Below are 22,179 nucleotides of genomic sequence, written 5' to 3' on the forward strand. Positions count from 1 at the left end.
ATGGACTCGTGCTGCTCTGCGTGACGGCGAGTCACAAGACCGCCTCTTTCGAACTGCTCGAACGCCTCAGCCGCAACCCCGAGAACGTCGCGCCTGCTCTGCTGGATGCCGGCGCGCAGGGAGCCGTAGTGCTCGCCACCTGCAACCGATTCGAAGCCTATGTCGAGGTGGAGGACGTCACCTCGGATGCGGTCATCGACGCGGTCGCGCATGCCGCCGGCATCCCCTCGGATGACCTCGACGGGTCGTACCGCGTCGTCGACGACCCGCACGTCGCCGAGCACCTGTTCGCTGTCGCCTCCGGCCTGGAGTCGGTCGTCTCGGGCGAGGGAGAGATCGCCGGTCAGGTGCGGCGCGCCCTCAGCGGAGCCCGCGAGCAGGGCACGACGTCTCCCACACTGGAGCGGCTGTTCCAGCGCGCCAGCCAGGCGCAGCGCAAGGTCAAGAACGTCACCGCCCTGCACCGCGCCGGCCGCTCGCTCGTGCGGCTCTCGCTCGAGCTGGCCGACAGCCGGATCGCGGATTGGAGCGCCGAGCGCGTGCTGCTGGTCGGCACCGGGTCGTATGCGGCGGTCACCCTCGCCGCGCTGCGCGAGCGGGGCGCGGTCGACATCGCGGTGTACTCGGCGTCCGGCCGAGCCGTGCCGTTCGCGCAGAAGCACGGCATCCGTCCGGTCGCCGCCGCGGATTTCGCGAGCGTCGCGCAGCACGCGTCGCTGCTGATCACCTGCACCTCCGTCGAGATGGTGCTGGGGCCGGCGCAGCTCGAACGTCAGCCCGGCACCACCGCCGGGTGCCTGTCGACGACCGCAGGAGCCCACCCTCACTCGCAGCTGATCATCGACCTCGGGATGCCGCGCAACGTCGATCCCGCCGTCGCCCAGCTCGAAGGCGTCGCGCTGCTCGACCTCGACACCATCCGTCTGCACGCACCGCTGGAAGAGCTGCAGGCCACCGACGCCGCACGGGATGTCGTGCGCGAGGCCGCGGAGAGCTTCCACCTCGACGGGTCCAAGCAGAGCGTGACCCCGGCGGTGGTCGCGCTGCGCACTCACATCTTCGGGCTGCTCGAGTCGGAGATCGAGCGCGCACGCCGGCGCGGCGACGAGAACGGCCGGGTCGAGCAGGCCATGCGCCACCTCGCGGGAGTGCTGCTGCACACGCCCACCACGCGTGCTCACGCCCTGGCCGCCGAGGGTCGCGCCGACGAGTTCCATGCCGCGCTCGAAACGCTCTACGGCCTGAGCGCCGACGCGTCCGGCGCTGCATCCGCCACCGCCTGATCGCGCGCACCACCTCGCGCGCATCACTCGCGCGCACCGCTCCGAGCCGACCCGGACGTGCGACGCTGGGAGGATGACACAGCGCACACCTCTGAGAGCGCGACTGCTCACTGCCCTCAGCGGCGATCCGAACGGGACGCCGAGGTGGGTGCGCGAGCTCGCCGAGGGTGACGACGAGGGCTGGTTCGCCGAGGACGGCGCCGTCTGGAGCGTGCACGCGGGTATGGGGACGCTCGTCGCCGGCATCCGGGCTCTGCTCATCCAGGCCCTGCATCCCGGGGCGCTGGCGGGCGTCCACGACTTCTCGCGCTATCGCGAAGACCCCATCTCGCGCCTCAACGGCACCGTCCGGTGGGTGCTGAGCGTCACGTACGGCTCGCGTGCGCAAGCGGAGCGCGAGACCGCGCGAGTGGCTCGACTGCACCGGCGTGTGAGTGGCGACTATGTCGGTGGGGACGGCACAGCGCGGGAGTACAGCGCGTCCTCGCCCGACCTCGTCGAATGGGTGCATCTCGCCTTCGCCGATGCGTTCCTCACCGCGCATCAGGTGTGGGGAGGGCCGATCCCTGGCGGCGCCGACGCGTACGTCCACGAGTGGGTGGCCGCCGGGCGCCTGATGCACGTGCCCGACCCGCGCAGTGCAGCGCAGCTGCGGGCACGGCTCGACTCATACCTCGAGCGCGGCGAGCTGCGCGCGGACGAGCGCACGCACGACGTGGTGGCCTTCCTGCGGCGCCCGGCGTTCTCGGGAACCATGGGAATCGCCTATCGCGCGCTCTTCAGCGCGGCAGTCGCCACCATCCCCCGTCGGTATCGCCGGATGCTCGGCGTGCGTCGCAGCATCCTGCCGGTCATCACCATGACGCGGATCGTTCTGGCCGTCGCCGAGCGCGCACTCGGCTCGGGCCCGCGCGCGCAGGACTTCGCCCGCCGGCGTCTTGCTCGCCTGGCCAGCGCGCAAGGTGCCGACGAGCCCGCCTGAGCGCTGCCGCACGGATGTCGGCAGGAAGGACGGATGCCGGCAGCATCCGCCCCTTTCCGCCGACATCCGTGATGTGACCCGACACCTGTGCGGTCGAGGAGGGACTGAGACGCGCATGCGGCGATCCACGCGACTCGGGGTGCGACACTGGATCTATGGCCCTTCACATCACCGGAGACACCGCCGCAGACGAACTGCTCACGAACAACCCGCTCGCACTGCTGGTGGGAATGCTGCTCGACCAGCAGGTTCCGATGGAGACCGCGTTCGCCGGTCCGCTGAAGATCGAGCAGCGCACCGGGGCGTCGGATGCCGAGGCGATCGCCGGCATGGAACCGGATGCCTTCCTGGAGGCGTTCAAGCAGGCCCCCGCGGTGCACCGCTTTCCTGGCTCGATGGCCACGCGTGTGCAGACACTGTGCCAGACGGTCCTCGACGAATGGGGCGGCGACGCCTCAGCCCTGTGGACCGAGGGCGATCCCGACGGCCCCGAGGTGCTGAAGCGGCTGAAGAAGCTGCCGGGGTTCGGCGAGCAGAAGGCGAAGATCTTCCTGGCTCTGCTCGGCAAGCAGTACGGCTTCACCGGCGAGGGCTGGCGTGAGGCATCGGCCCCCTACGGCGAGCCGGATGCGTTCCGCAGCGTCGCCGACATCGTCTCCCCCGAGTCGCTGACGAAGGTGCGTGAGCACAAGAAGGCGATGAAGGCGGCGGCGAAGGCCGCGAAGTGAGCTGATCAGTCAGCTCCGCACGGGTCAGCCGCGGGCGAGGCGCTCGGCTTCCTTCGCAGCGACGATCTTGCGCAGTCCGGAGCTCGAGAAGCGGTGGTTGCGGCTGTTGAAGTAGAGCTCGATGCCGGCCTGCTCGCAGTACTCGCGGCCCGTGAAATCGCGGTCCTCGTACTCGTCGCCGACAATGCGCACGTCGAGTTTGAACGAGCGGAGGATGTCCTCCAGGTCCTGCTCGGTCGAGTACGGCACGATCTCATCGACGTACTCGCAGCCCCGCAGCTGGATGTAGCGCTCGACGACCGTCTGCGTCGGAGCGTTCTTCTCGGGACGGTCCAGCGTCGGATCCATCTGCAGGCCGCAGATGAGGTAGTCGCACTGACGCTTCGCCTCGGCGAGCATCATGATGTGCCCCGCGTGCAGCAGATCGAACGTGGAGAACGTGATACCCACCCGCGGTCCGGGGTTGTAGTCCTCGTGCTTCTTGACGGTATCGCTCATGGCGTCCTTCCGTTTCGGCTTCAGAAGATTCTATTGCCCTGCAACGCGGGTAACTGTTCGCCGGGCGCGACGAGACGGCTGCGGCGGCGCGAGCCGATCCGCAGCCGTCTCTCGTCGTCCTCAGCCGCAGGCGGGCACGGCGTACGACTCGGTGAGGTTGCGTGTGCCCTCGGGACCGGTGATGCTGACGGATAGCGAGCCGTCGGCGACGGCGCCGTGCTTCGCGTGCTGCACCACCACGCGCTCCTCGCCGTTGCGGATGCCGTCGAACGATCGACTCCCGATCGACGACGCCACCGTCGCATCCAGTCGCGCGTCGTCGTCACTGGCGATGCGGACCTTCAGCTTGGCATCGCGTCCGGCGCAGGTCGCCTGCACGTCGACGTCGACGTCGTACCAGGGAGTTCTGTACAGCGTCGCGCGACCCGTGAGGATCTCGGTGATGGGCGAGAGGTACGCGGAGCGGTCGGCCGAGGTGAGGTTGTACGTCACGTAGACCCCGTAGTCCTCGTCGACGGTGCGCTGCGCGAGCTGTGTGGCTCGATCGAGGCTGGTGCGCGTCAGGTCGACGGCGGCAGCACCGAACTGGCCCTTGCTCATTCCCGGCACCTGGGGCGGGTTCCAGCCCCCGTAGTAGGGGTTCCACGAGTAGTCGAGGTTCTCGGAGGCACTCGTGCCGTCCCAGTCGGTGACGTCGTAGGACGGGCCGATGTTGTACAGCGTGATGAGCTTGTCGGGTCCGAGGCGGTCGCGCAGCTCGTCGAGCAGGTAGGCGAACGAGGTGTCGTTGGGCTGGGCGGTGCCGTTGTTGCCGTATCCCGACCACTCGTCGTCGAAGTCGATGCCGTCGAGGCCGTACTGCTCGACGGCATCGGCGAGCTGGTCTGCGAAGGCGGCAGCGCTGTCGCGGGAGGTGAAGTTGGCGAACCCGGCACCCTGGTGGTTGCCGAGCACCGAGAGCAGCACCTTGGTGCCGCGCTCTTGAACTGGGCGGATCTGCGTCTCGGCCTGCTCGAGCGTCGCGGTGACCTGGTCGTTGAAGTGCAGGTACGCCTGCTGCTTCTCCGCGTCGTAGTTGATGTTCGCTGCGAAGATCATCGCCATGTCGAACGCGGGACGGGTGGTGCCCTCCAGCGTGTAGTCGGCGACGTTCGCGAGTTCTTCATTGTTGACCTCGACGTACACGACGCGCTTCGGGTCGTGGCTGTCGTCAGCGGCGGCGTATGCAGCGCCGGCCGCGGCGGCGGGCACGGTGAGTCCCGCCACAGCGAGGCCGAGCGCTGCCACAGCGGCAAGGCCGGCCCGGCGGCGGCGCGGGGATGGGGAGCTGTTCATGGCATTCCTTCCGATCTACTTCTTCGTTTTCCGGGGGATCAGCGGCTCAGGTCGTACAGCTCGATCTGGCGTAGGGCGAGTGGCGCCGAGGTGGCATGGACGCGCAGCATGCGGGCGACGACAGGTTGGGCGAATGTGAACGGGGTGATGCGGTCAGCGGGCAGCGACTCCCGGTGCGTAGCGGCGACCTCCCGCCACTGCACTCCGTCATCGCTGGCCTGCCAGACCCACGCGTCCGCCGGCGTGTCCTCGAGTGCGGTGAGGGTCACGTCGGTCACGCGGCACGGCGAGCCGAACACCCAGCCCGCGTCGGCCGTGCTCACCGCGCCGACCCCGGTGTCGTCGAACAGCACAGCGTCCGACGGCGCCAGGGGTGCCCCGTCGGACGCGGTGAGGTCCGGATGCCAGGGAGCCGCCGGCTCATCGGCATCCCACAGTCCGCCTCGCGCGGCCTCCTCGGGATCGCACGTGAAGGTCAGCTCGAGCAGGACGTCCCCGATGAGCGCGTCGACGGGCAGCACGGCCCGCGCCAGCGGCACGGCGTCGAGCGTCGCGGCCGCGAGGTAGCGGGCATCCGGTGACGAACGGCGAGAGCGCACACGCAGGCGGGAGCCGTCCGCGCGTCGGACGCGGATGTCGTCGAAGAGCGGGCTGCCGATGCGCAGCTCTCCGGAGGCGAGCTCGAGCGGGTAGAGGCCGAGAGCCGCCCACAGCCACCACATGCTCATCTCGCCGTTGTCCTCGTCGCCCGGAAAGCCCTGACCGATCATCGCGCCGGCGAAGAGCCGGCCGGCCAGCCCGTGCACGAGAGCACCCGCCTGCCACGGGCGGTCGCCGTGCACGTGCATCCAGGGGATGTGGTGCGCCGGCTGGTTCGAGATCGCGCACATCCCGCTGCGCTGCGCCCGCGCCTCGCGCTGCTCGTGGATGACCGTGCCGTAGCTGCCGCCGAAGGCCGGATCGCCGGTCTCGGGTTCGGCGAACAGGCGGTCCAGGTGCGCACGCAGTCCGGTGCGTCCGCCGTGCAGCGCAGCCAGGCCGGCGCCGTCGTGCACGGCGCTGACCGACATCCCCCACGCGTTGGTCTCGACGTTGTCGCCACCCCAGACCCGCGGGTCGAAGGCGTCCGCGAAGCGACCGGCGGCGTCACGGCCGCGGAAGAAGCCGGATGCCGGGTCGAACAGCGTGCGGTACGACAGCGCCCTATTGGCGAAGTATCGCGCAAAGGCGGTGTACCGGGCCTCACCCGTGGAGTCGGCCAGCCGATGCGCGAAACGCGCGGTTCCGGCATCCGACATCGCGTTCTCGAGGCTCCAGCTCATCCCCTCGGGCACGTCGCTCTCGACGTATCCGGCGAAGCGGCCGCGCCCGATGCCCTTCCGGCCCTTGCGCGGGTCGTCGCTGGGCTCGCACGCATTGCGCCACGCCGTCTCGAACGCGGCGTTCGCATCGAAGCGGATGCCCCAGCGCTGGGCATCCGCGAAGATCTGGTCACTCGAGGTGCCGACCATCGAGTCGACGTATCCGGGGGCACTCCAGCGCGCCATCCATCCCCCGCGGGCTGCCTGCTGCAGCAGCCCGTCGAGCATGCGGCCGGTGCGCTGCGGATCGAACAGGGCGAGCGCCGGCCAGGCCGTGCGATAGGTGTCCCAGTAGCCGTTGTTGACGAACAGCTCGCCCTCGGCGATCGGGGCGCCCGTGGTCTCGTCGCCGTGCGGGGACGCCGGGACGGTGGGGTCGGCGAAGCGCAGGCGCGGGGCACCGACGGTGCCGGTGTTCTCGGCGGTGGTGTTCGGGTAGAGGTGCAGCCGATACAGCGCAGACGCGATCTGCGCGCGCGCCTCACCGTCGGCGAGACCGCGCAATGGAGCCTCGGCGGGGTTCAGCGGAGGGATGTCCACTGCGTCCAGCAGGGTGTTCCAGTCGTCGCGGAGCGCGTCGCGCAACTCCTCGAAGCTGCGTGCCGCGTCGAGCTCCTGCGCGAGCGACCGCCGCGCCTGCTCCACCGACAGGAACGACTGCGCGATGCGCACCTCGAGCGCGCCGACCGCGCTGAGCACGAGGGATGCCCGCCCCCCGCTCACCCGGATGTCTGCCGGCTCTGCGACGACGAGCCCGGCGAAGTAGGCGCGCGGCGGGTTGCCCCAGTCGGTCGAGCCCTCCGGTGTCCAGCCGTCGAACGTGCCATCGGAGTAGGCTCTCACACGTCCCTCGCCGTCCGGCGAGCCGATCACGAAACCCACGGTGCCCTCGGGCTCGGCACCACGGATGCGGAAAGCGCCGCCGTGCGAGGTCGCCGTCATCTGCGCCGTTCCCCCGCCCACGAACTCGGCGCGGTACTCGTGCGGGCGGGCGTGCTCGCCGCCCGGCGCGATGTGCAGCGTTTCAACGCCCGGGACGACGCCATCCTCGGCATCTCCCCGGAACGGGCGCACCTGCAGCACGCCGCGGTCGCCGATCCACGGGCTCGGCTGATGCGAGAACTGCAGCGCGGCGAGCGGCCGACCTTCGGCGGCGTCGTGCACGGACCAGCGGTACGGCCAGCGGGTGTCGGCCGTCTGCGTCGCCGGCGTGAGGAAGCAGAAGCCGTGCGGTACGGAGGTGATGGGGATCGTGTTGCCGCGCGAGAAGCGATCGCCGGAGTGGCTGCCCCGACGGGTGTCCACACGGTCCGCCGCCGTGAGTTCCGCCTCTCCGACAGCGAGCGGCGGCGCGAAGGCATCCGTCGTGCTTCCGACGACGACCTCGACGAAACCACCCACCGGCCCCTCAGCCGCGGCCAGGGTCGGAGAGCCGAGCACGATCTCGACGCTCGCACGTCGCCCGGCCCATGGCTCCAGCGACACCGAGTCGGCATTCCACTGCTCCGGCATCGACCACGCGGCAGCCAGCTGCGCCTCCGGCGTCACCGGCACGTCGTAGCGATCACGCACCCCCTGGTGCTGGCTGAGGCGCGACCCGTCCTCGAAGACGACGTCGACGGTCACCGCCAGCGCGGCGTATGGCGCACGCACGGCCGCCGGGCCGTCAGCATAGAAGGCCCAGTGCACGACGGCATCCGGAGCGACCTCGAAGTCGGTCAGCTCGGTGAGGGCGATGCGCTGCACCCCGGCGGCCGGTTCGAACCGGAACGCGTGCACCTGCCCGCCGAGCACACCGGCCAGCGGCCGGGACGACGGCGGATCCGCAGGACCCTCTGCCTTCCGCAGCTGTGCCGAGATCATCCCTTGACTGCTCCCTCTTGCACTCCTTGGAAGAAGAAGCGCTGCATGAGCGAGAACAGCACGATGATCGGGATGAGCGCGACCATGGTGCCGGCGGCGATGAGGCGCGGGTCCGGCGAGAAGTTGCCGTTCAGGTAGGCCATGCCGACCGTCAGCGTGTAGTTGTTCGGGTCGGTGAGCACCATGAGCGGCCACAGGTAGTCGTCCCACTGGCCGATGAAGGTGAAGATGGCGACGACGCTGGCCATGCCCTTCACGTTCGGCCACACGATGTGGCGGATGCGCTGCCACGTGGTGGCACCGTCGACAGTCGCCGCGTCGAGCACGTCCTGCGGGATCATGCGGCACGCAGTGGCGATGAGCAGGACGTTCATCGCGCCTACGGCGCCGGGCAGGAACACGCCCCAGAGCGTGTTCGCGAGACCGAGGGAGTTGATCGTGAGCAGGTTGGCCGTCACGGTGACCTCGCCGGGCAGCAGCATGGTCGAGACCAGGATGCCGAGCGCGATGTACTTGCCGCGGAACTTCATGCACGCCAGCGCGTAGCCGCCGAACAACGAGAGCACGACGTTGGTGATCACCGCTCCAGTGGCGATGAGCAGCGAGTGCCAGGCGTAGGTGTACACCGGGATCAGGTCGGTGACCTTGATGTAGTTCTCGATCGTCGGATCGGTCGGGATGAGGTTCGGCGGGAACGTGTACAGGTCGTCGGCCGGGCCCTTGAACGAGGTCGCGAGCTGCCAGACGAACGGGCCGATGAAGAGCACCAGCACCAGCGCGAGAAGCGCGTAGCGTCCGATGAGGCCGCCGATCGTGGGCTTGCTGAAGTCGCCGGATCCCTTCCGGCGGAAGCGGCGGTCGAGGCGCAGCTGCTGGGGCTGCGTCTGCTCGGGGGACGCGGGGAGATCCTGCAGGACGCTCATGCCGGCACCTTCGTCTTCTTCTCACGGTTCATCAGGGCGATCGCGACCAGAGGCACGAGCGTCAGCAGGAACAGCGCCACGCTGATCGCCGCCGCGTAGCCGAGGTTCCCGCTCAGTCCCGAGCCGACCTGGCGGATCAGCATCACGATCGACATGTTGTAGCCGCCCGGGCCGCCGGTGCCGTTGGAGAGCACGTCGAGCTCGGTGAACACGCGCATGGCCGATACGGCGACGAGCACCGAGATCAGCAGCATCGCGCCGCGCACGCTGGGGATGGTGACGCTGATGAAGCGGCGGCCGGCTCCCGCGCCGTCGAGCATCGCGGCCTCGTGCAGATCCTTGCCGACGTTCCCGAGGGCGGCGAGGTAGACCACCATGTAGTAGCCCAGGCCCTTCCACACGGTGAGCAGGATCGAGACCCCGAGCATCCACCAGCGGTCGACGAGGAACGCGACGGGCTGATCGGTCACGCCCATCCACTGCAGGCCCTCGTTGATGATGCCGCGGCTGTCGAAGAGCCAGCCCCAGATGAGGGCGACGACCACGACCGAGGCGATCACCGGGAAGTAGTAGGTGGTGCGGAACAGCGCGATGCCGGGGATGTTCTTCTCGACCAGCAGCGCCAGCAGCAGGGGCAGGATCGTCAGCAGCGGCACGCACACGATCACGTAGATGAGGCAGGTGATCAGGGCGTAGCGGAACTGCTCATCGGTCAGCAGCCGTTCGTACTGTGCGAATCCCACCGGCTGCACCGGCTGCAGCGGCCGCGCGTCGGTGAAGCTGAGCACGACCGTGTTCAGGAACGGCCAGAGCGAGAACACCAGCACCCAGATCACGGCGGGCGCCAAGAGCAGCCAGGGTGTGAACCACCTGTGCGACTTCATGCGTGCTGCCTTCCTCCGGGTGCTGGTGTTCGTGCTCGTCAGACGCGGGTGCGCGTCACTTGTCGATGCGGTTGTCGTTGGCGTACTTCACGATCTTGTCGAGCGTGTCCTTCGCCGGAGCGTCGCCACGGATCGCCAGCGCCATCTGCTGGTTGAGGTAGTCGGTCATGCCGCCGGTCCACTGGAAGGGCGTCGCCTTCGCCTCGGGGATCGCCTCGAACATCACCTTCATGGCCTGAGCCTGAGCCGGGTCGAGGTCCTCGCCGAGCGAGTCGACGACCTCGTCGGCACCCTCTGCGGTGCCGGGGGCGAAGCCGACGGCGAGCTTCACGAACTCGACCTGGTTCTTCTGATCGGTCACGAACTCCGCGAATGCGAGCGCCGCGGCCTTGTTCTTCGAGTCGGCGGCGACGTTCACTCCCTGCACGAACAGCGGCGGGATGCCGGGACGGGGAGTTGCGACGGTGGTCTCGAGCAGTGTGGGCGCCTTCGTGCGCAGGTCGCCGGCGAAGCCGGAGCCTCCGGTCGAGTACGCGACCTTGCCCTGCAAGTACATCTCGGCGTTGCCGCCGTAGCTGCCGGTGAGCGCCTCGGGCGGCATCGCGCCGGCCTTGTACGCGTCCGCGTACTTCTGCACGATGTCGACGGCCTCGGGTGTGTTGAACACGAAGGTGCCGTCGTCGTCCATGACCTTGATGCCGGCCGAGACGAAGGTGTCGAGGCCCGGCATCGACGAGACGACCTTGACCTTGCCGTTCGAGTCCGCCGCGACCTTCTTCGCAAGGTCGAGCCACGCGTCGGTCGTGGTGGGCAGGTTCTCCTCGGTCACGCCGTAGGGCTGCAGCTGAGCGAGGTTCCACCACGACTCGTCGCTGCCGAGGTACCAGGGCAGACCGTAGGTGCCCTCGACGCCGAACTCGCTGTACGCGGCCCACGCGCCTTCGTTGTACTTGTCCGCGAGCTCCGGGTCGGCCTTGTCGAGATCGAGCAGCTTGCCGGCCTTGACGAGCGGGAAGGCGACGTCCGGCGGCAGGTTCAGCACGTCGGGCAGCGTGTTCGAGTTGGCCTGGCTGAGGATCTTGTCCTGGTAGCCGTCACCGGGCTGGTCGATCCATTCGACCTTCACCTTCGGGTGCTCGTTCTCGAAGTCCTTGATCAGCGCCTCGAAGTAGGGAGTGAACTTCTCGTTCTTCAGCGACCAGGTCTGAAACTGGATGTCGCCGCTCAGCTCGCCCTTCGTGTCGACCGGGCCCGCCTCTGCGCCGCTCGGCGCCGTACCACCGGTGCAGCCTGCGAGAGCCAGCGCAGTCACGGCGGCGAGCCCCATTGCGAGAGTCGTTCTGATCCTCATGGACGTTCTCCTTCGAAGTGGTCCGGATGTTCTCCCCCGGCTGGGGCGGCATCCCGTACTAAACCGTTATAGTGCATTTAGCATTGCACATCACAGCCGCTCCGTCCAGCGAGAACTCCGATCCCGTCCAGAAAGGACAGCGATGTCCGCCCGCTCCTCCAGCACGCCCCTCCGCTTCGGCGCGAACTACACGCCCTCGACGAACTGGATGCACTCCTGGCTCTCGTTGAACCTCGACGACGTGCGCCGCGACTTCGCCGGGCTCGCCACGCTGGGCCTCGACCATCTTCGGATCTTCCCGCTGTGGACCGTGCTGCAGCCGAACCGCTCACTGATCCGCGCGGAAGCCGTCGCCGACGTGCGCGCGGTCGTCGACGTGGGAGCGGAGTTTGGCCTCGACGTGAGCGTCGACGTGATCCAGGGTCATCTGTCGAGCTTCGACTTCATGCCATCGTGGCTGTACACCTGGCACGACAAGAACATGTTCACGCACCCGGACGCTCTCAGCGGGCAGGTCGCGCTGGTCGAGCGGCTGGCGGAGGCGCTCGGTGACGCGAAGAACTTCCTCGGCTTCACCACCGGCAACGAGACCAACCAGTTCTCCGCGTCGGTGCATCCCTCCCCCTGGCCGGTGACCACCGTTGAGGCGGCGAACTGGATCACCACGCTCCTGGACGCGGCGGATTCCACCGCCCCCGGCCAGGAGCACGTGCACAGCGAATACGACGCCGCCTGGTACCTCGACGGCCACGGATTCACACCGGCCCTCGCGGCCCGGCTCGGCGCGATGACGACCGTGCACTCGTGGATCTTCAACGGCACCGCGCAGCGGTACGGCGGGCGCTCCGCAGCATCCGATCGCCACGCCGAATACATGATCGAGGTGTCCCGCGCGTTCGCGACGGACCCGCAGCGACGCACCTGGCTGCAGGAGGTCGGCGCACCTTCGAACTGCCTGACGGAGGACGAGATGCCGGGCTTCCTCGAGGCGACCGTGCGCAACGCCGCGCGCACCGAGAACCTGTGGGGCGTGACCTGGTGGTGCTCACACGACGTCAGCCGCACGCTGGTCGACTTCCCCGAGCTGGAGTACTCGCTCGGGCTCATCGACCAGTCCGGCGCGGTGAAGCCGATCGGCCGCCGTTTCGCGGAGATCATTCCCGAGCTGCGCGAGCGCGGGCCGCGGGTTCCGCGCCAGCTCGGTATCGTGATCGAGGTCGACGAGGACGACACCCCGATCAGCCGAGGGGCGCTCGCGCCGGGCGGCCCGATCTTCGAGGCGTGGGTGCAGGCGTGTGAGAGCGGGGTCGACGCCACCTTCGTGACGTCGGCGCAGGCGGCGGATGCCACGGCGCTGGCATCACGCGGGATCACCGAGCTGGTGCACCCCGACCTGTCGCAGCAGGTGCCGGTCTACGCGTCGAACAACACGGTGGTGGGCTGACCCGCGGTCAGGACGGCACTCGGCCGGTGCTCTCGCGTACGGTGAGCGTCGGCACCGGCCCGCGGCGGTCCGGCAGCACCTCCGGGGCGTTCAGCTGCTCGAGCAGGAAGTCCGCCGCGTGCTCACCGAGCAGGAACGTGTCGCGAGTGAGGCACGTGATCGACGGATGCACGAGTCCCGTCACGATCGAGTCGTCGAACGACGCGAGCGACAGCTCAGCCGGCACGCGCACGCCCATCTCCTGCGTGACCCGCAGGCCGGCGAGAGCCATCATGTCGTTGTCGAACACCACCGCAGTGGGCAGCTCGGCGCGGCTGAGCAGAGCCCGCATGACGGCTGTGACGCGATTCGGCGAGTAGTCGGTCTCGAACACCTCGCCATGCACGCCGCGCGCTGACAGCCCCTCGAGAACCCCGCGACGCAGGCGCACGTGCTCATGGGCGGCGGCGCCGGAGACGTAGACGATGCGGCGATGACCGAGGCCGGCGAGGTAGCCGAACACGGTGTCGGCGGCCGCGCTGTCGTCGAGCCAGAGGGTGGCGTGCTCGCCGCCCTGCGACGGCTGGCCGCCGATGGTGATCGACGGCAGTCCGAGCGAGCGCAGCAGACCGGGGCGCGGATCGTCCACCCGCGGATCGAGCACGAGCACGCCGTCCACCTGGTTGGCGCGCCGCCAGCGGCGGTAGGTCTCGAGCTCCTCTTCGAGAGTGGGAACGACCACGAGCTGCAGACCCACGCGCTGGGTCGCCAGGGATGACTGCACCCCGGCGATGAAGTCGGTGAAGAAGGCTTCGGTGCCGAGTGTGCGAGCGGGGCGGTTGACCGCGAAACCGATCACGCCGGCGCGGGCGCCCACGAGGGCGCGTGCGGTGGAGCTGGGGCGCCAGTCGTGCTGGTCCGCGATGGCGAGGATGCGCTGACGGGTCTCCTCGCTGACTCCGGGGCGGCCGTTCAGCGCGAAGGACACCGCTCCGGGCGACACTCCCGCCTGCCGTGCGATATCCGCGATGGTGACACGCTTGGACCGTGGCATAGACTCACCGTACTAGATCGTTTTAGTTACGATCGACCCCTGGCCCCCCGGCTGATCGCCCCCATTCTCCCATCGCGAAGGAGCGCCCCGTGCACGAAGAGACCTCGCTGACCGTCGGACGTGTGAACCGCGTGCTGCTCGAACGGATCCGCCCCGCCATCCACTCCGCCCGAGTGCCGCTCGAGATCGCCGCCCGTCAGCTGCCCGGCGAGCCCGTCAGCCCTTCCGAGGGGCTGGGCCTCGAGTTCGAGCCGTTCACCGCCGGGAGCGTGTGGGGACCCGCCTGGGGCACCACCTGGTTCCGCGTGCGCGGCGAGGTGCCTGCGGAATGGCGGGGCAGGAAGGTCGAGGCGCTCATCGACCTCGGCTTCGACATCAACATGCCGGGCTTCCAGTGCGAGGCGCTCGTCTACCGTCCCGACGGAACGCCGGTGAAGAGCATCAACCCCCGCAACCAGTGGGTGCCAGTCGACGCCGCCGCCGGGCATCCGGTCGAGCTCTACCTCGAGGGCGCTGCCAACCCTGTGCTTCTGGACTACCACCCCTTCCTGCCCACCCAGGAGGGCGACATCCGCACCTCCTCCGCCGAGCCGCTGTACCGGGTGCGGCACATGGACCTCGCGGTGTTCGAGCCGGAGGTCTTCGACCTCTCGCTCGACCTCGAGGTGCTGCTCGAGCTGCAGGCCGAGCTGCCCGAGACCAGCCCGCGCCGCATGCGCATCCTGCAGGCCCTCGACGACGCGCTCGACGTGCTCGACCTGCAGCGCATCGTCGAGACCGCCGGTGACGCCCGCGCGCAGCTGGCCGAGGTGCTGGCGTCCCCCGCCGACGCCAGCGCGCACCGCATCGCCGCCGTCGGCCACGCGCACATCGACTCCGCATGGCTGTGGCCGGTGCGCGAGACGATCCGCAAGGTCGCCCGCACGACCTCCTCGATGACAGCGCTGATCGAAGAGCAGCCCGACTTCCTGTACGGCATGTCCAGCGCACAGCAGTACGCGTGGATCAAGGAGCACCGCCCCGAGGTCTTCGAGCGGGTTCGCGACGCGGTGAAGGCCGGCCGCTTCCTGCCGCTGGGCGGCATGTGGGTGGAGTCCGACACGGTCATGCCGACCGGCGAATCGCTGGTGCGCCAGTTCTTGCACGGCCAGCGCTTCTTCGAGCGCGAGTTCGGCATCCGCTCGAAGGGCGTGTGGCTGCCAGACAGCTTCGGGTACTCCCCCGCCCTGCCGCAGCTGATGCGCCGGGCCGGATTCGAGTGGTTCTTCACGCAGAAGATCTCGTGGAACCAGCGCAACGTCTTCCCGCACCACAGCTTCCTGTGGGAGGGCATCGACGGATCGCGGATGTTCACCCACTTCCCTTCGATGGACACCTACAACTCGCAGCTCTCGGGCATGGAGGTCGCCAAGGCGTCGCGGCAGTTCAAGGAGAACCGCGTGGCGACCATGTCGATCGCGCCGGTCGGCTGGGGCGACGGCGGCGGTGGCACGACCCGTGAGATGACGGGCAAGGCCACGCGCCTGGCCGATCTCGAGGGCTCGGCGAAGGTCGAGTGGAAGCATCCGGACGCCTTCTTCGACGACGCCAAGGCCGAGCTGACCGACCCCGCGGTCTGGGTCGGCGAGCTGTACCTCGAACTGCACCGCGGCACGCTCACCAGCCAGCACGCGACGAAGGCGCTGCACCGCTGGGCCGAGCAGGCGCTCATCGAGGCCGAGCTGTGGGCGGCCACGGCCGCCGTGCGGCTCGGCGCCTCGTACGACTACGAGGAGTTCGACCGGCTGTGGCAGCTCGTGCTGCTGCACGAGTTCCACGACATCCTGCCCGGCACGTCGATCGCGTGGGTGCACCGCGAGGCGGTCGAGGTGCTCACGGACGTGATCTCGGATGCCGAGGCGCTGTCGGCCGCGGCGCGCGAGTCGCTGGCGGGCGAAGGCGAGCGGGTGCTCGTGTTCACCCCGACGTCGGTGGGCCGCGGTCGTGCGCTGGGGGCGCGGGTCTCCGGCGGCGAGGAGACGGACGATGTCACGCTGTCGGAGATCGACGGCGGATACCGTCTCGAGAACGACCTCGTCGTCGTCACCATCTCGCCCGAGGGCCTGATCACCTCGGCGATCGACAAGGCGACGGGCCGCGAGGCGATCCCCGCTGGGAAGCCGGCGAACCTCTTCCAGCTGCATCAGGACTTCCCCAACATGTGGGACGCGTGGGACATCGACAGGTACTACAAGAACCGAGTCGACGACCTGACCGCCGTTTCGACGATCTCGGCCGAGGTCATCGACGGCACGGCGACCGTGCTCGTCACCCGCGAGTTCTCGCAGTCGAAGATCACGCAGACCATCATCCTGGCGCCGGGTTCGCGCACGGTGCTGCTGCTGAACGACATCGACTGGAACGAGACCGAGAAGCTGCTCAAGCTGGCCTTCCCGCTCGATCTCTTCGCTCGCGAGACGCTCGCCGAGACGCAGTTCGGATTCCAGCGCCGGGTCACGCACGTGAACACCAGTTGGGAGGCGGCGAAGTTCGAGACCTCCATGCACCGCTTCGTGCTCGCGCAGGAGGACGACGGCTTCGGTGTCGCACTGGTGAACGACTCGATCTACGGCTACGACACCTCGCGCGACGTGGACGGTGACGATGTCAGCACCACCATCCGGCTGTCGCTGCTGCGCGCGCCGCGGTTCCCCGATCCCGACACCGACCACGGTCACCACGAGATCGAGGTGGGCTTCGTGATCGGAGCGGATGCCGAGATCGCCACCGCCGAGGGGATCCGCCTGAATGCGCCGGCGACGCTCGTGCGCGGTGCGAACGAGGTCGAGCCGCTGGTCTCGGTGACCGGCGCAGGCATCGTCGTGTCGTCGGTCAAGCTCGCCGATGACCGCTCCGGCGACGTCATCGTGCGCGTCTACGAGTCGCTCGGCCGTCGCACGAGGGGCGAGCTGTCGATCGGGTTCGAGCACTCGGGCATCCGCGAGGTGAGCCTGATCGAGGACGACCTCGACGACGCCCGCACCGGCGGCGAGCTAGCGCTCAAGCCGTTCGAGGTGCGCACCCTGCGCGTCTCCCGCCCCTGACCCACCCGCTTCTCGCTCCGGTATGAGTTCGTGCCGCCTGAATTGGTTTCCAGCGGCACGAACTCATACCGGAGGACGGTGGTTCGGGTCTTGAGGCGGGGAGGTCTTACTGCGGGGGAAGGAACTTGGGATCTTTCGGATGGGAAGCCGAGCAAGAATCGGCGCTCTCGGGTGAGGCTGGATTCAAGCCATCCACATCCGCGCGAAGGAGCCACGAACATGGACCGCGAGAACGACCTCATCGACACCGACGCCCTGCTGCACATCGGCCGCCCCTACTGGTTCGACCGTCACCCGTCGCAGGCCGAGGGCGAGGACTTCTGATCCGGCGCTGATCCGGCGCTGATGCGCACCGAAGCCCCGATTCCGATCGTTGGAATCGGGGCTTCGTCGCATCCAGCGAGAAGCGAGTGCGTGCTTCAGGCGCCGCGCAGGCGCTCCGCCAGGTACACCTCGAGGTTCTCCAGCGGCACGCGCTCCTGCCCCATGGTGTCGCGATCGCGCACGGTCACTGCGTTGTCGTCGAGCGAGTCGAAGTCGACCGTGACGCAGAACGGGGTGCCGATCTCGTCCTGACGACGGTAACGGCGGCCGATGGCGCCGGCGTCATCGAAGTCGACGGTCCAGTTGCCGCGCAGGGTGTCGGCCACCTCGCGCGCCAGCGGCGACAGCCGCTCGTTGCGCGACAACGGCAGCACGGCGACCTTGACCGGCGCCAGGCGCGGGTCGAGCTTGAGCACCGTGCGGGTGTCGGTGCCGCCCTTGGCGTTGGGCACTTCCTCCTCCTCGTACGCGTCGACGAGGAACGCCATCATGGCGCGGGTGAGCCCGAACGACGGCTCGATCACGTAGGGCGTGTAGCGCTCTCCGGATGCCTGGTCGAAGTACGTCAGCGACTGGCCCGACGCCTCGGAGTGGCTGGACAGGTCGTAGTCGGTGCGGTTCGCGACACCCATCAGCTCGCCCCACTCCGAACCCTGGAAGCCGAAGCGGTACTCGACGTCGATGGTGCCGGCGGAGTAGTGCGCGCGGTCCTCTTCCGGCACGTCGAACCGTCGGATGTTGTCGGGGTGGATGCCGAGCTCGACGAACCAGTTCCAGCACGCCTCGACCCAGTGGTCGAACCACTCGTTCGCATCGGCCGGCGGCACGAAGTACTCGATCTCCATCTGCTCGAACTCGCGAGTGCGGAAGATGAAGTTTCCGGGGGTGATCTCGTTGCGGAACGCCTTGCCCACCTGGCCGATGCCGAACGGCGGCTTCTTGCGCGACGCGGTGAGCACGTTCGAGAAGTTCACGAAGATGCCCTGCGCGGTCTCGGGACGCATGTAGTGCAGACCCGACTCGTCGTCGACGACGCCGAGGTAGGTCTTCACAAGGCCGGAGAACGACTTCGGCTCGGTCCACTTGCCGCGGGTGCCGCAGTCGGGGCAGACGATGTCGGCCATGCCGTTCTCGGGCTGGCGACCCTTCTTCGCGACGAACGCCTCGACGAGGTGGTCCTCACGGTGCCGCTTGTGGCACTGCAGGCACTCGACCAGCGGGTCGGAGAAGGTGGCGACGTGCCCGGATGCCTCCCACACGCGCTTCGGCAGGATGATCGACGAATCGAGGCCGACCATATCGCCGCGGCCGCGGACGAACGTCTGCCACCACTGCCGACGGATGTTCTCCTTCAGCTCGGTGCCGAGTGGGCCGTAGTCCCAGGCCGAACGCGAACCGCCGTAGATCTCACCCGCTTGGAACACGAACCCGCGGTGGCGGGCGAGGGCGATGACCTTGTCAAGACGGGACTGTTCGGCCACGGTGGCTCCAATGGTCGGATGCTGCGGGTGAGAAGCCCGTGAGCACGGGCATCCCAATCCTACCCGCGACGCTCTTCCGGGATGTCGGCCACGGGTGGATGCTGGAGGCATGCAGCAACGCGTGAGCTTCATCACCCTCGCCGTGGCCGACGTCGCCCGCACCAGGGCGTTCTACGTCGACGGCCTCGGGTGGCGGCCCATCTTCGAGGCGGACGAGGTGATCATGCTGCCGGTCGCGGATCGCCTGATCCTGTCGCTGTGGAGCGTGGCCGGCTTCACCGCCGAGATCGGGGCGGCCCCGGCATCCGGCATCGCGCCCCTCACCCTCGCGCACAACCTCGCCACCGAAGCAGAGGTCGACGCGGTGCTCGCCGAGGCCGCGGCGCTCGGCGCCACGGTGACGCCCGCGACACACCGCGAGTGGGGCGGATACTCCGGCTACTTCGCCGACCCCGACGGATTCCGCTGGGAGATCGCGGTCAACCCCGGCGAGACCGGCACCTTCGTGCTGCCGCCTACTCGGTGAAGAGGTAGCCGCGCGCGGTGTCGAAGCCCGCGATGCGCAGGCCGCGGCCGAGCAGCTGCTCCATCTCACCGCGCAGGCGCAGGCGCCACTCATGCGCGGCATCCGGGTCTGCGACGCGCATCGCCTCGACGTCGTCGGGGATCTCGAGGGTCGCGACCACGGCGTCGGATGCCGGGGGCTTGGCGATGTCGGCGAGGGCCCAGTCCACGTCCAGCCGGTCGCTCTCGTCGCCCGCGTCGCCGCCACCGAAGATGCCGTACCGGTTCACCGAGTAGCCGCTCACCCGCGCGCCCAGCACGGTGAGGAAGAAGTGCGCGTTGCGCGCGACGAGCGGGTCGTACGTCCAGGTGATCCGGCCGACCTCGCGCGAGAAGGCCCACTGCCGCTGATGCTCCTTGAGCTCGCGGCCCCAGCCGCGCCCCCGGTACTCGGGCAGCAGCGCGGTGATGTGCGAGTGCATGGTGCGACGAGCGGGCACCCCGAAGAACGCGATCGACGCGCCGACCATCCGCTCCTCGCCGCCCTCGTCGTCGAACAGGCCGACGACGTAGTTGCCGGAATGCTGCAGCGCGCGCAGCGTGCCCGCATCGATGACACGCTCGGGACCGCGGATGGAATCCAGCAGCTCCTGGGCCTCGATGATCAGTTCAACGGTGTCGAGATCTCGAATGGTGCGCACGGTGTCAGTCTGCCCTCCTCGACGCGAATGCGGAAACGCGGGCCACCGGAGAACGGGCGAGACCGCGACCGCCGCGACCGACAACGGGGCGAACGACAGGCCGCCGAGTAGAGTCGGGGCCATGCACAGCGCCGGCAGAGACATCCTCAGACAGTCCAGCGTCATCGCGGCGGCGGTGTTCATGCTGATCGGTGCGGCAGTGGGCGGAGGCGCGTTCGGCGGCGACTCCGTGGATGAGCTGCAGAACGGCGCGCTGTCCGCCGAGGGCTCCTACCTCGCCCCGGCAGGACCCGCCTTCGCGATCTGGTCGGTGATCTACCTGGGCCTGGCGGCGTACACGATCTGGCAGGCGCTGCCCGCGCAGCGGACCAACCCGCGACAGGTGCGCACCGGGTGGTGGATCGCGCTGTCGATGGTGCTGAACGGCCTGTGGCTGGTCGCCGCCCGCTATCTCACCCTGCCCCTGACCGTCGTGGTCATCGCGCTGCTGCTCATCGTGCTGGCAGTGGTGATCGTGCGCCTCGGTCGGCCGGCCGCCGGGTGGCTGGAGCTCATCCTGCTCGACGGCACCATGGGCCTGCACTTCGGCTGGGTGACGATCGCCACCGTCGCGAACACCGCCGCCTGGCTCACGCAGACCCTGCCGGACGACCTCGCGGACCAGGCGGACGTGTGGGGTGTGGCGGTCCTCGTCGTCGTCACGATCATCGGCGCGCTCGGCGCGCTGGTCACCCGTCGGATCGCTCCCGCCCTCGCGACCGCGTGGGGGCTCGCGTGGCTCGCCGTCGGACGTCTCACCGGCGAGCCGCACAGCACGGCGATCGGCATCGCCGGAATCGCGGCCGCCGTGGTCATCGTGCTGGCCGGGATCGCCGGCCGCGCCCGCGTCCGCGAGCCCGTGGCGCGTACCCTGGAGGGATGACGACCGAGTCCGCCGCCGACCAGTCGGCGCACAACGACACCCGCTTCTTCGGACAGCCGCGCGCCCTCGCTCATCTGTTCGGCGTGGAGATGTGGGAGCGGTTCAGCTTCTACGGCATGCAGGGCATCCTGCTCATCTACCTGTACTTCAGCGTGACGCGCGGCGGTCTGGGCATCCCCGAGGCGGTCGCGGGCGGCATCGTCGGCGCGTACGGCGGATCGGTCTACCTCTCCACCATCCTCGGCGCGTGGCTCGCCGACCGGCTCTTCGGCTCCGAGCGGGTGCTGTTCGGCAGCGCCGTCGTCATCGTCGCCGGTCACCTCTCTCTCGCACTGCTCCCGGGGCTGCTCGGGGTGGGGGTGGGCCTGGTGCTCATCGCCCTCGGCTCCGGAGGGCTGAAGGCGAACGCGACCTCGGTGGTCGGCACGCTGTACTCCGCTGAGGATCCGCGCCGTGACGCGGGCTTCTCGCTGTTCTACCTGGGCATCAACCTCGGCGCCTTCTTCGGACCGATCCTCACCGGCCTGCTGCAGTCCACCGCCGGCTTCCACTGGGGCTTCGGACTCGCGGCCGTGGGCATGACCGCGGGACTCATCCAGTACTCCTTCGGCCGACGCGGTCTGCCCGACTCCGCCCGAGAGGTGCCCAACCCGCTGCCGCGTGGTCGCTACCCTCTCGTCGCCGTGCTCGCTGTGGCCGCGCTGGCACTGATCGCCGTGCTCGTGCTGACCGGCGTCGTGCGCGCCGACAACCTCGCCACGATCGTGATCATCGCCGCACTGGCGGCCAGCGTGGCGTACTTCGCCGTCATCCTCTCCAGCAGCCGCATCACGCCCGTGGAGCGCTCGCGGGTGTGGGCGTTCCTGCCGCTTTTCGTGACGAGCGTCGCGTTCTGGTCGCTGTACCAGCAGCAGTTCACGGTGCTGACCGTGTACTCCGACAAGCGGTTGGATCGCACCCTGTTCGGCTGGGAGATGCCGGTGTCGTGGGTGCAGTCCATCAACCCGGTCTTCATCATCGTGCTCTCCGGCGTGTTCGCGGCGCTGTGGACGCGGATGGGTAAGCGCCAGCCGGCGACCCCGCTGAAGTTCGCGCTCAGTGCGATCGTCATGGGCGGTGCGTTCCTGCTGTTCCTGCCCTTCGCTGGCGGCGGCCCGAACTCCACTCCGCTGCTGGCGATCGTCGGCATCCTGTTCGTGTTCACGGTCGCCGAGCTGCTGCTGTCGCCGATCGGTCTGTCCGCCGCCACCAAGCTCGCTCCGGCCCGCTTCCAGACCCAGATGGTCGCGCTGTTCTTCCTGTCGGTCTCGCTGGGCACGGCGATCTCGGGATGGCTGGTGAGGTTCTACGATCCGACGAATGAAGTGCCCTACTTCACCATCCTCGGCCTCATCGCCGTCGCCGTCGGCGTGGGTCTGGGGATCTCGGCGAAGCCGGTGCTGAAGCTCATGAAGGGCGTACGCTGACGCGCACGATGAC

The 22,179-nt window shown here is 69.0% G+C and carries 17 protein-coding genes; 8 read left to right on the plus strand and 9 right to left on the minus strand.

What is annotated here, in order from left to right:
- Nucleotides 1–8: 8 nt before the first annotated feature.
- The 3 genes from WFG93_RS01215 (at nt 9) to WFG93_RS01225 (ending at nt 2,993) form a co-directional block, all read left to right on the plus strand.
- Nucleotides 9–1,283: a glutamyl-tRNA reductase gene (locus tag WFG93_RS01215; protein WP_336644492.1), complete on the plus strand. Its 1,275-nt coding sequence runs from the start codon at nt 9–11 to the stop codon at nt 1,281–1,283.
- A 73-nt stretch (nt 1,284–1,356) separates the two neighbouring features.
- On the plus strand, nt 1,357–2,265 hold the full coding sequence (locus WFG93_RS01220; RefSeq protein ID WP_336644493.1) for an oxygenase MpaB family protein: 909 nt from the start codon (nt 1,357–1,359) through the stop codon (nt 2,263–2,265).
- A 155-nt stretch (nt 2,266–2,420) separates the two neighbouring features.
- Nucleotides 2,421–2,993, plus strand: a complete 573-nt coding sequence (locus tag WFG93_RS01225) for an HhH-GPD-type base excision DNA repair protein (RefSeq protein WP_336644494.1) — start codon at nt 2,421–2,423, stop codon at nt 2,991–2,993.
- 24 nt (nt 2,994–3,017) lie between these two features.
- On the opposite strand, the gene WFG93_RS01230 is transcribed toward WFG93_RS01225, so the two are convergent.
- From WFG93_RS01230 to WFG93_RS01255, 6 genes are all read right to left on the minus strand, one after another.
- Nucleotides 3,018–3,491: an adenylyltransferase/cytidyltransferase family protein gene (locus WFG93_RS01230; protein WP_336644495.1), complete on the minus strand. Its 474-nt coding sequence runs from the start codon at nt 3,489–3,491 to the stop codon at nt 3,018–3,020.
- Nucleotides 3,492–3,611: 120 nt separating this feature from the next.
- Nucleotides 3,612–4,826: an endo-beta-N-acetylglucosaminidase H gene (locus WFG93_RS01235; RefSeq protein WP_336644496.1), complete on the minus strand. Its 1,215-nt coding sequence runs from the start codon at nt 4,824–4,826 to the stop codon at nt 3,612–3,614.
- Nucleotides 4,827–4,864: 38 nt separating this feature from the next.
- Nucleotides 4,865–8,050: a GH92 family glycosyl hydrolase gene (locus WFG93_RS01240; protein ID WP_336644497.1), complete on the minus strand. Its 3,186-nt coding sequence runs from the start codon at nt 8,048–8,050 to the stop codon at nt 4,865–4,867.
- Nucleotides 8,047–8,973: a carbohydrate ABC transporter permease gene (locus tag WFG93_RS01245; RefSeq protein WP_336644498.1), complete on the minus strand. Its 927-nt coding sequence runs from the start codon at nt 8,971–8,973 to the stop codon at nt 8,047–8,049. Before WFG93_RS01245 ends, WFG93_RS01240 begins: the two co-directional genes overlap by 4 nt.
- Nucleotides 8,970–9,857, minus strand: a complete 888-nt coding sequence (locus tag WFG93_RS01250; protein WP_336644499.1) for a carbohydrate ABC transporter permease — start codon at nt 9,855–9,857, stop codon at nt 8,970–8,972. The genes WFG93_RS01245 and WFG93_RS01250 overlap by 4 nt, the downstream gene beginning before the upstream one ends.
- Before the next feature lie 55 nt (nt 9,858–9,912).
- Nucleotides 9,913–11,208, minus strand: a complete 1,296-nt coding sequence (locus WFG93_RS01255; RefSeq protein WP_336644500.1) for an ABC transporter substrate-binding protein — start codon at nt 11,206–11,208, stop codon at nt 9,913–9,915.
- A gap of 142 nt (nt 11,209–11,350) precedes the next feature.
- Here WFG93_RS01255 and WFG93_RS01260 point away from each other — a divergent pair, with 142 nt between their 5' ends.
- Nucleotides 11,351–12,652 (plus strand): glycoside hydrolase 5 family protein, encoded by a 1,302-nt coding sequence (locus WFG93_RS01260; RefSeq protein ID WP_336644501.1) that lies wholly within the window; start codon nt 11,351–11,353, stop codon nt 12,650–12,652.
- Between the two features lie 7 nt (nt 12,653–12,659).
- Here the strand turns inward: WFG93_RS01260 and WFG93_RS01265 are convergent, their stop codons facing one another.
- Nucleotides 12,660–13,685, minus strand: a complete 1,026-nt coding sequence (locus tag WFG93_RS01265) for a LacI family DNA-binding transcriptional regulator (RefSeq protein WP_336644502.1) — start codon at nt 13,683–13,685, stop codon at nt 12,660–12,662.
- 89 nt (nt 13,686–13,774) lie between these two features.
- Between WFG93_RS01265 and WFG93_RS01270 the strand changes: the two genes are divergently transcribed.
- Nucleotides 13,775–16,768, plus strand: coding sequence for an alpha-mannosidase (locus WFG93_RS01270; protein ID WP_336644503.1), 2,994 nt, complete (start codon nt 13,775–13,777; stop codon nt 16,766–16,768).
- Between the two features lie 419 nt (nt 16,769–17,187).
- Here the strand turns inward: WFG93_RS01270 and WFG93_RS01275 are convergent, their stop codons facing one another.
- Nucleotides 17,188–18,573, minus strand: coding sequence for a glycine--tRNA ligase (locus tag WFG93_RS01275; RefSeq protein WP_336644504.1), 1,386 nt, complete (start codon nt 18,571–18,573; stop codon nt 17,188–17,190).
- Between the two features lie 109 nt (nt 18,574–18,682).
- Between WFG93_RS01275 and WFG93_RS01280 the strand changes: the two genes are divergently transcribed.
- Nucleotides 18,683–19,099 carry a VOC family protein gene (locus WFG93_RS01280; protein WP_336644505.1) on the plus strand — a complete coding sequence of 139 codons (417 nt, stop codon included), beginning with the start codon at nt 18,683–18,685 and terminating at the stop codon, nt 19,097–19,099.
- On the opposite strand, the gene WFG93_RS01285 is transcribed toward WFG93_RS01280, so the two are convergent.
- Nucleotides 19,089–19,778 (minus strand): GNAT family N-acetyltransferase, encoded by a 690-nt coding sequence (locus WFG93_RS01285; RefSeq protein ID WP_336644506.1) that lies wholly within the window; start codon nt 19,776–19,778, stop codon nt 19,089–19,091. The genes WFG93_RS01280 and WFG93_RS01285 overlap by 11 nt on opposite strands.
- Before the next feature lie 121 nt (nt 19,779–19,899).
- Here WFG93_RS01285 and WFG93_RS01290 point away from each other — a divergent pair, with 121 nt between their 5' ends.
- Nucleotides 19,900–20,700 carry a TspO/MBR family protein gene (locus WFG93_RS01290; RefSeq protein WP_336644507.1) on the plus strand — a complete coding sequence of 267 codons (801 nt, stop codon included), beginning with the start codon at nt 19,900–19,902 and terminating at the stop codon, nt 20,698–20,700.
- On the plus strand, nt 20,697–22,166 hold the full coding sequence (locus WFG93_RS01295; protein WP_336644508.1) for a peptide MFS transporter: 1,470 nt from the start codon (nt 20,697–20,699) through the stop codon (nt 22,164–22,166). The genes WFG93_RS01290 and WFG93_RS01295 overlap by 4 nt, the downstream gene beginning before the upstream one ends.
- Nucleotides 22,167–22,179: the final 13 nt, after the last annotated feature.

Source organism: Microbacterium sp. USHLN186, assembly GCF_037145155.1.
In the GTDB taxonomy this organism is placed as follows: Bacteria; Actinomycetota; Actinomycetes; order Actinomycetales; family Microbacteriaceae; genus Microbacterium.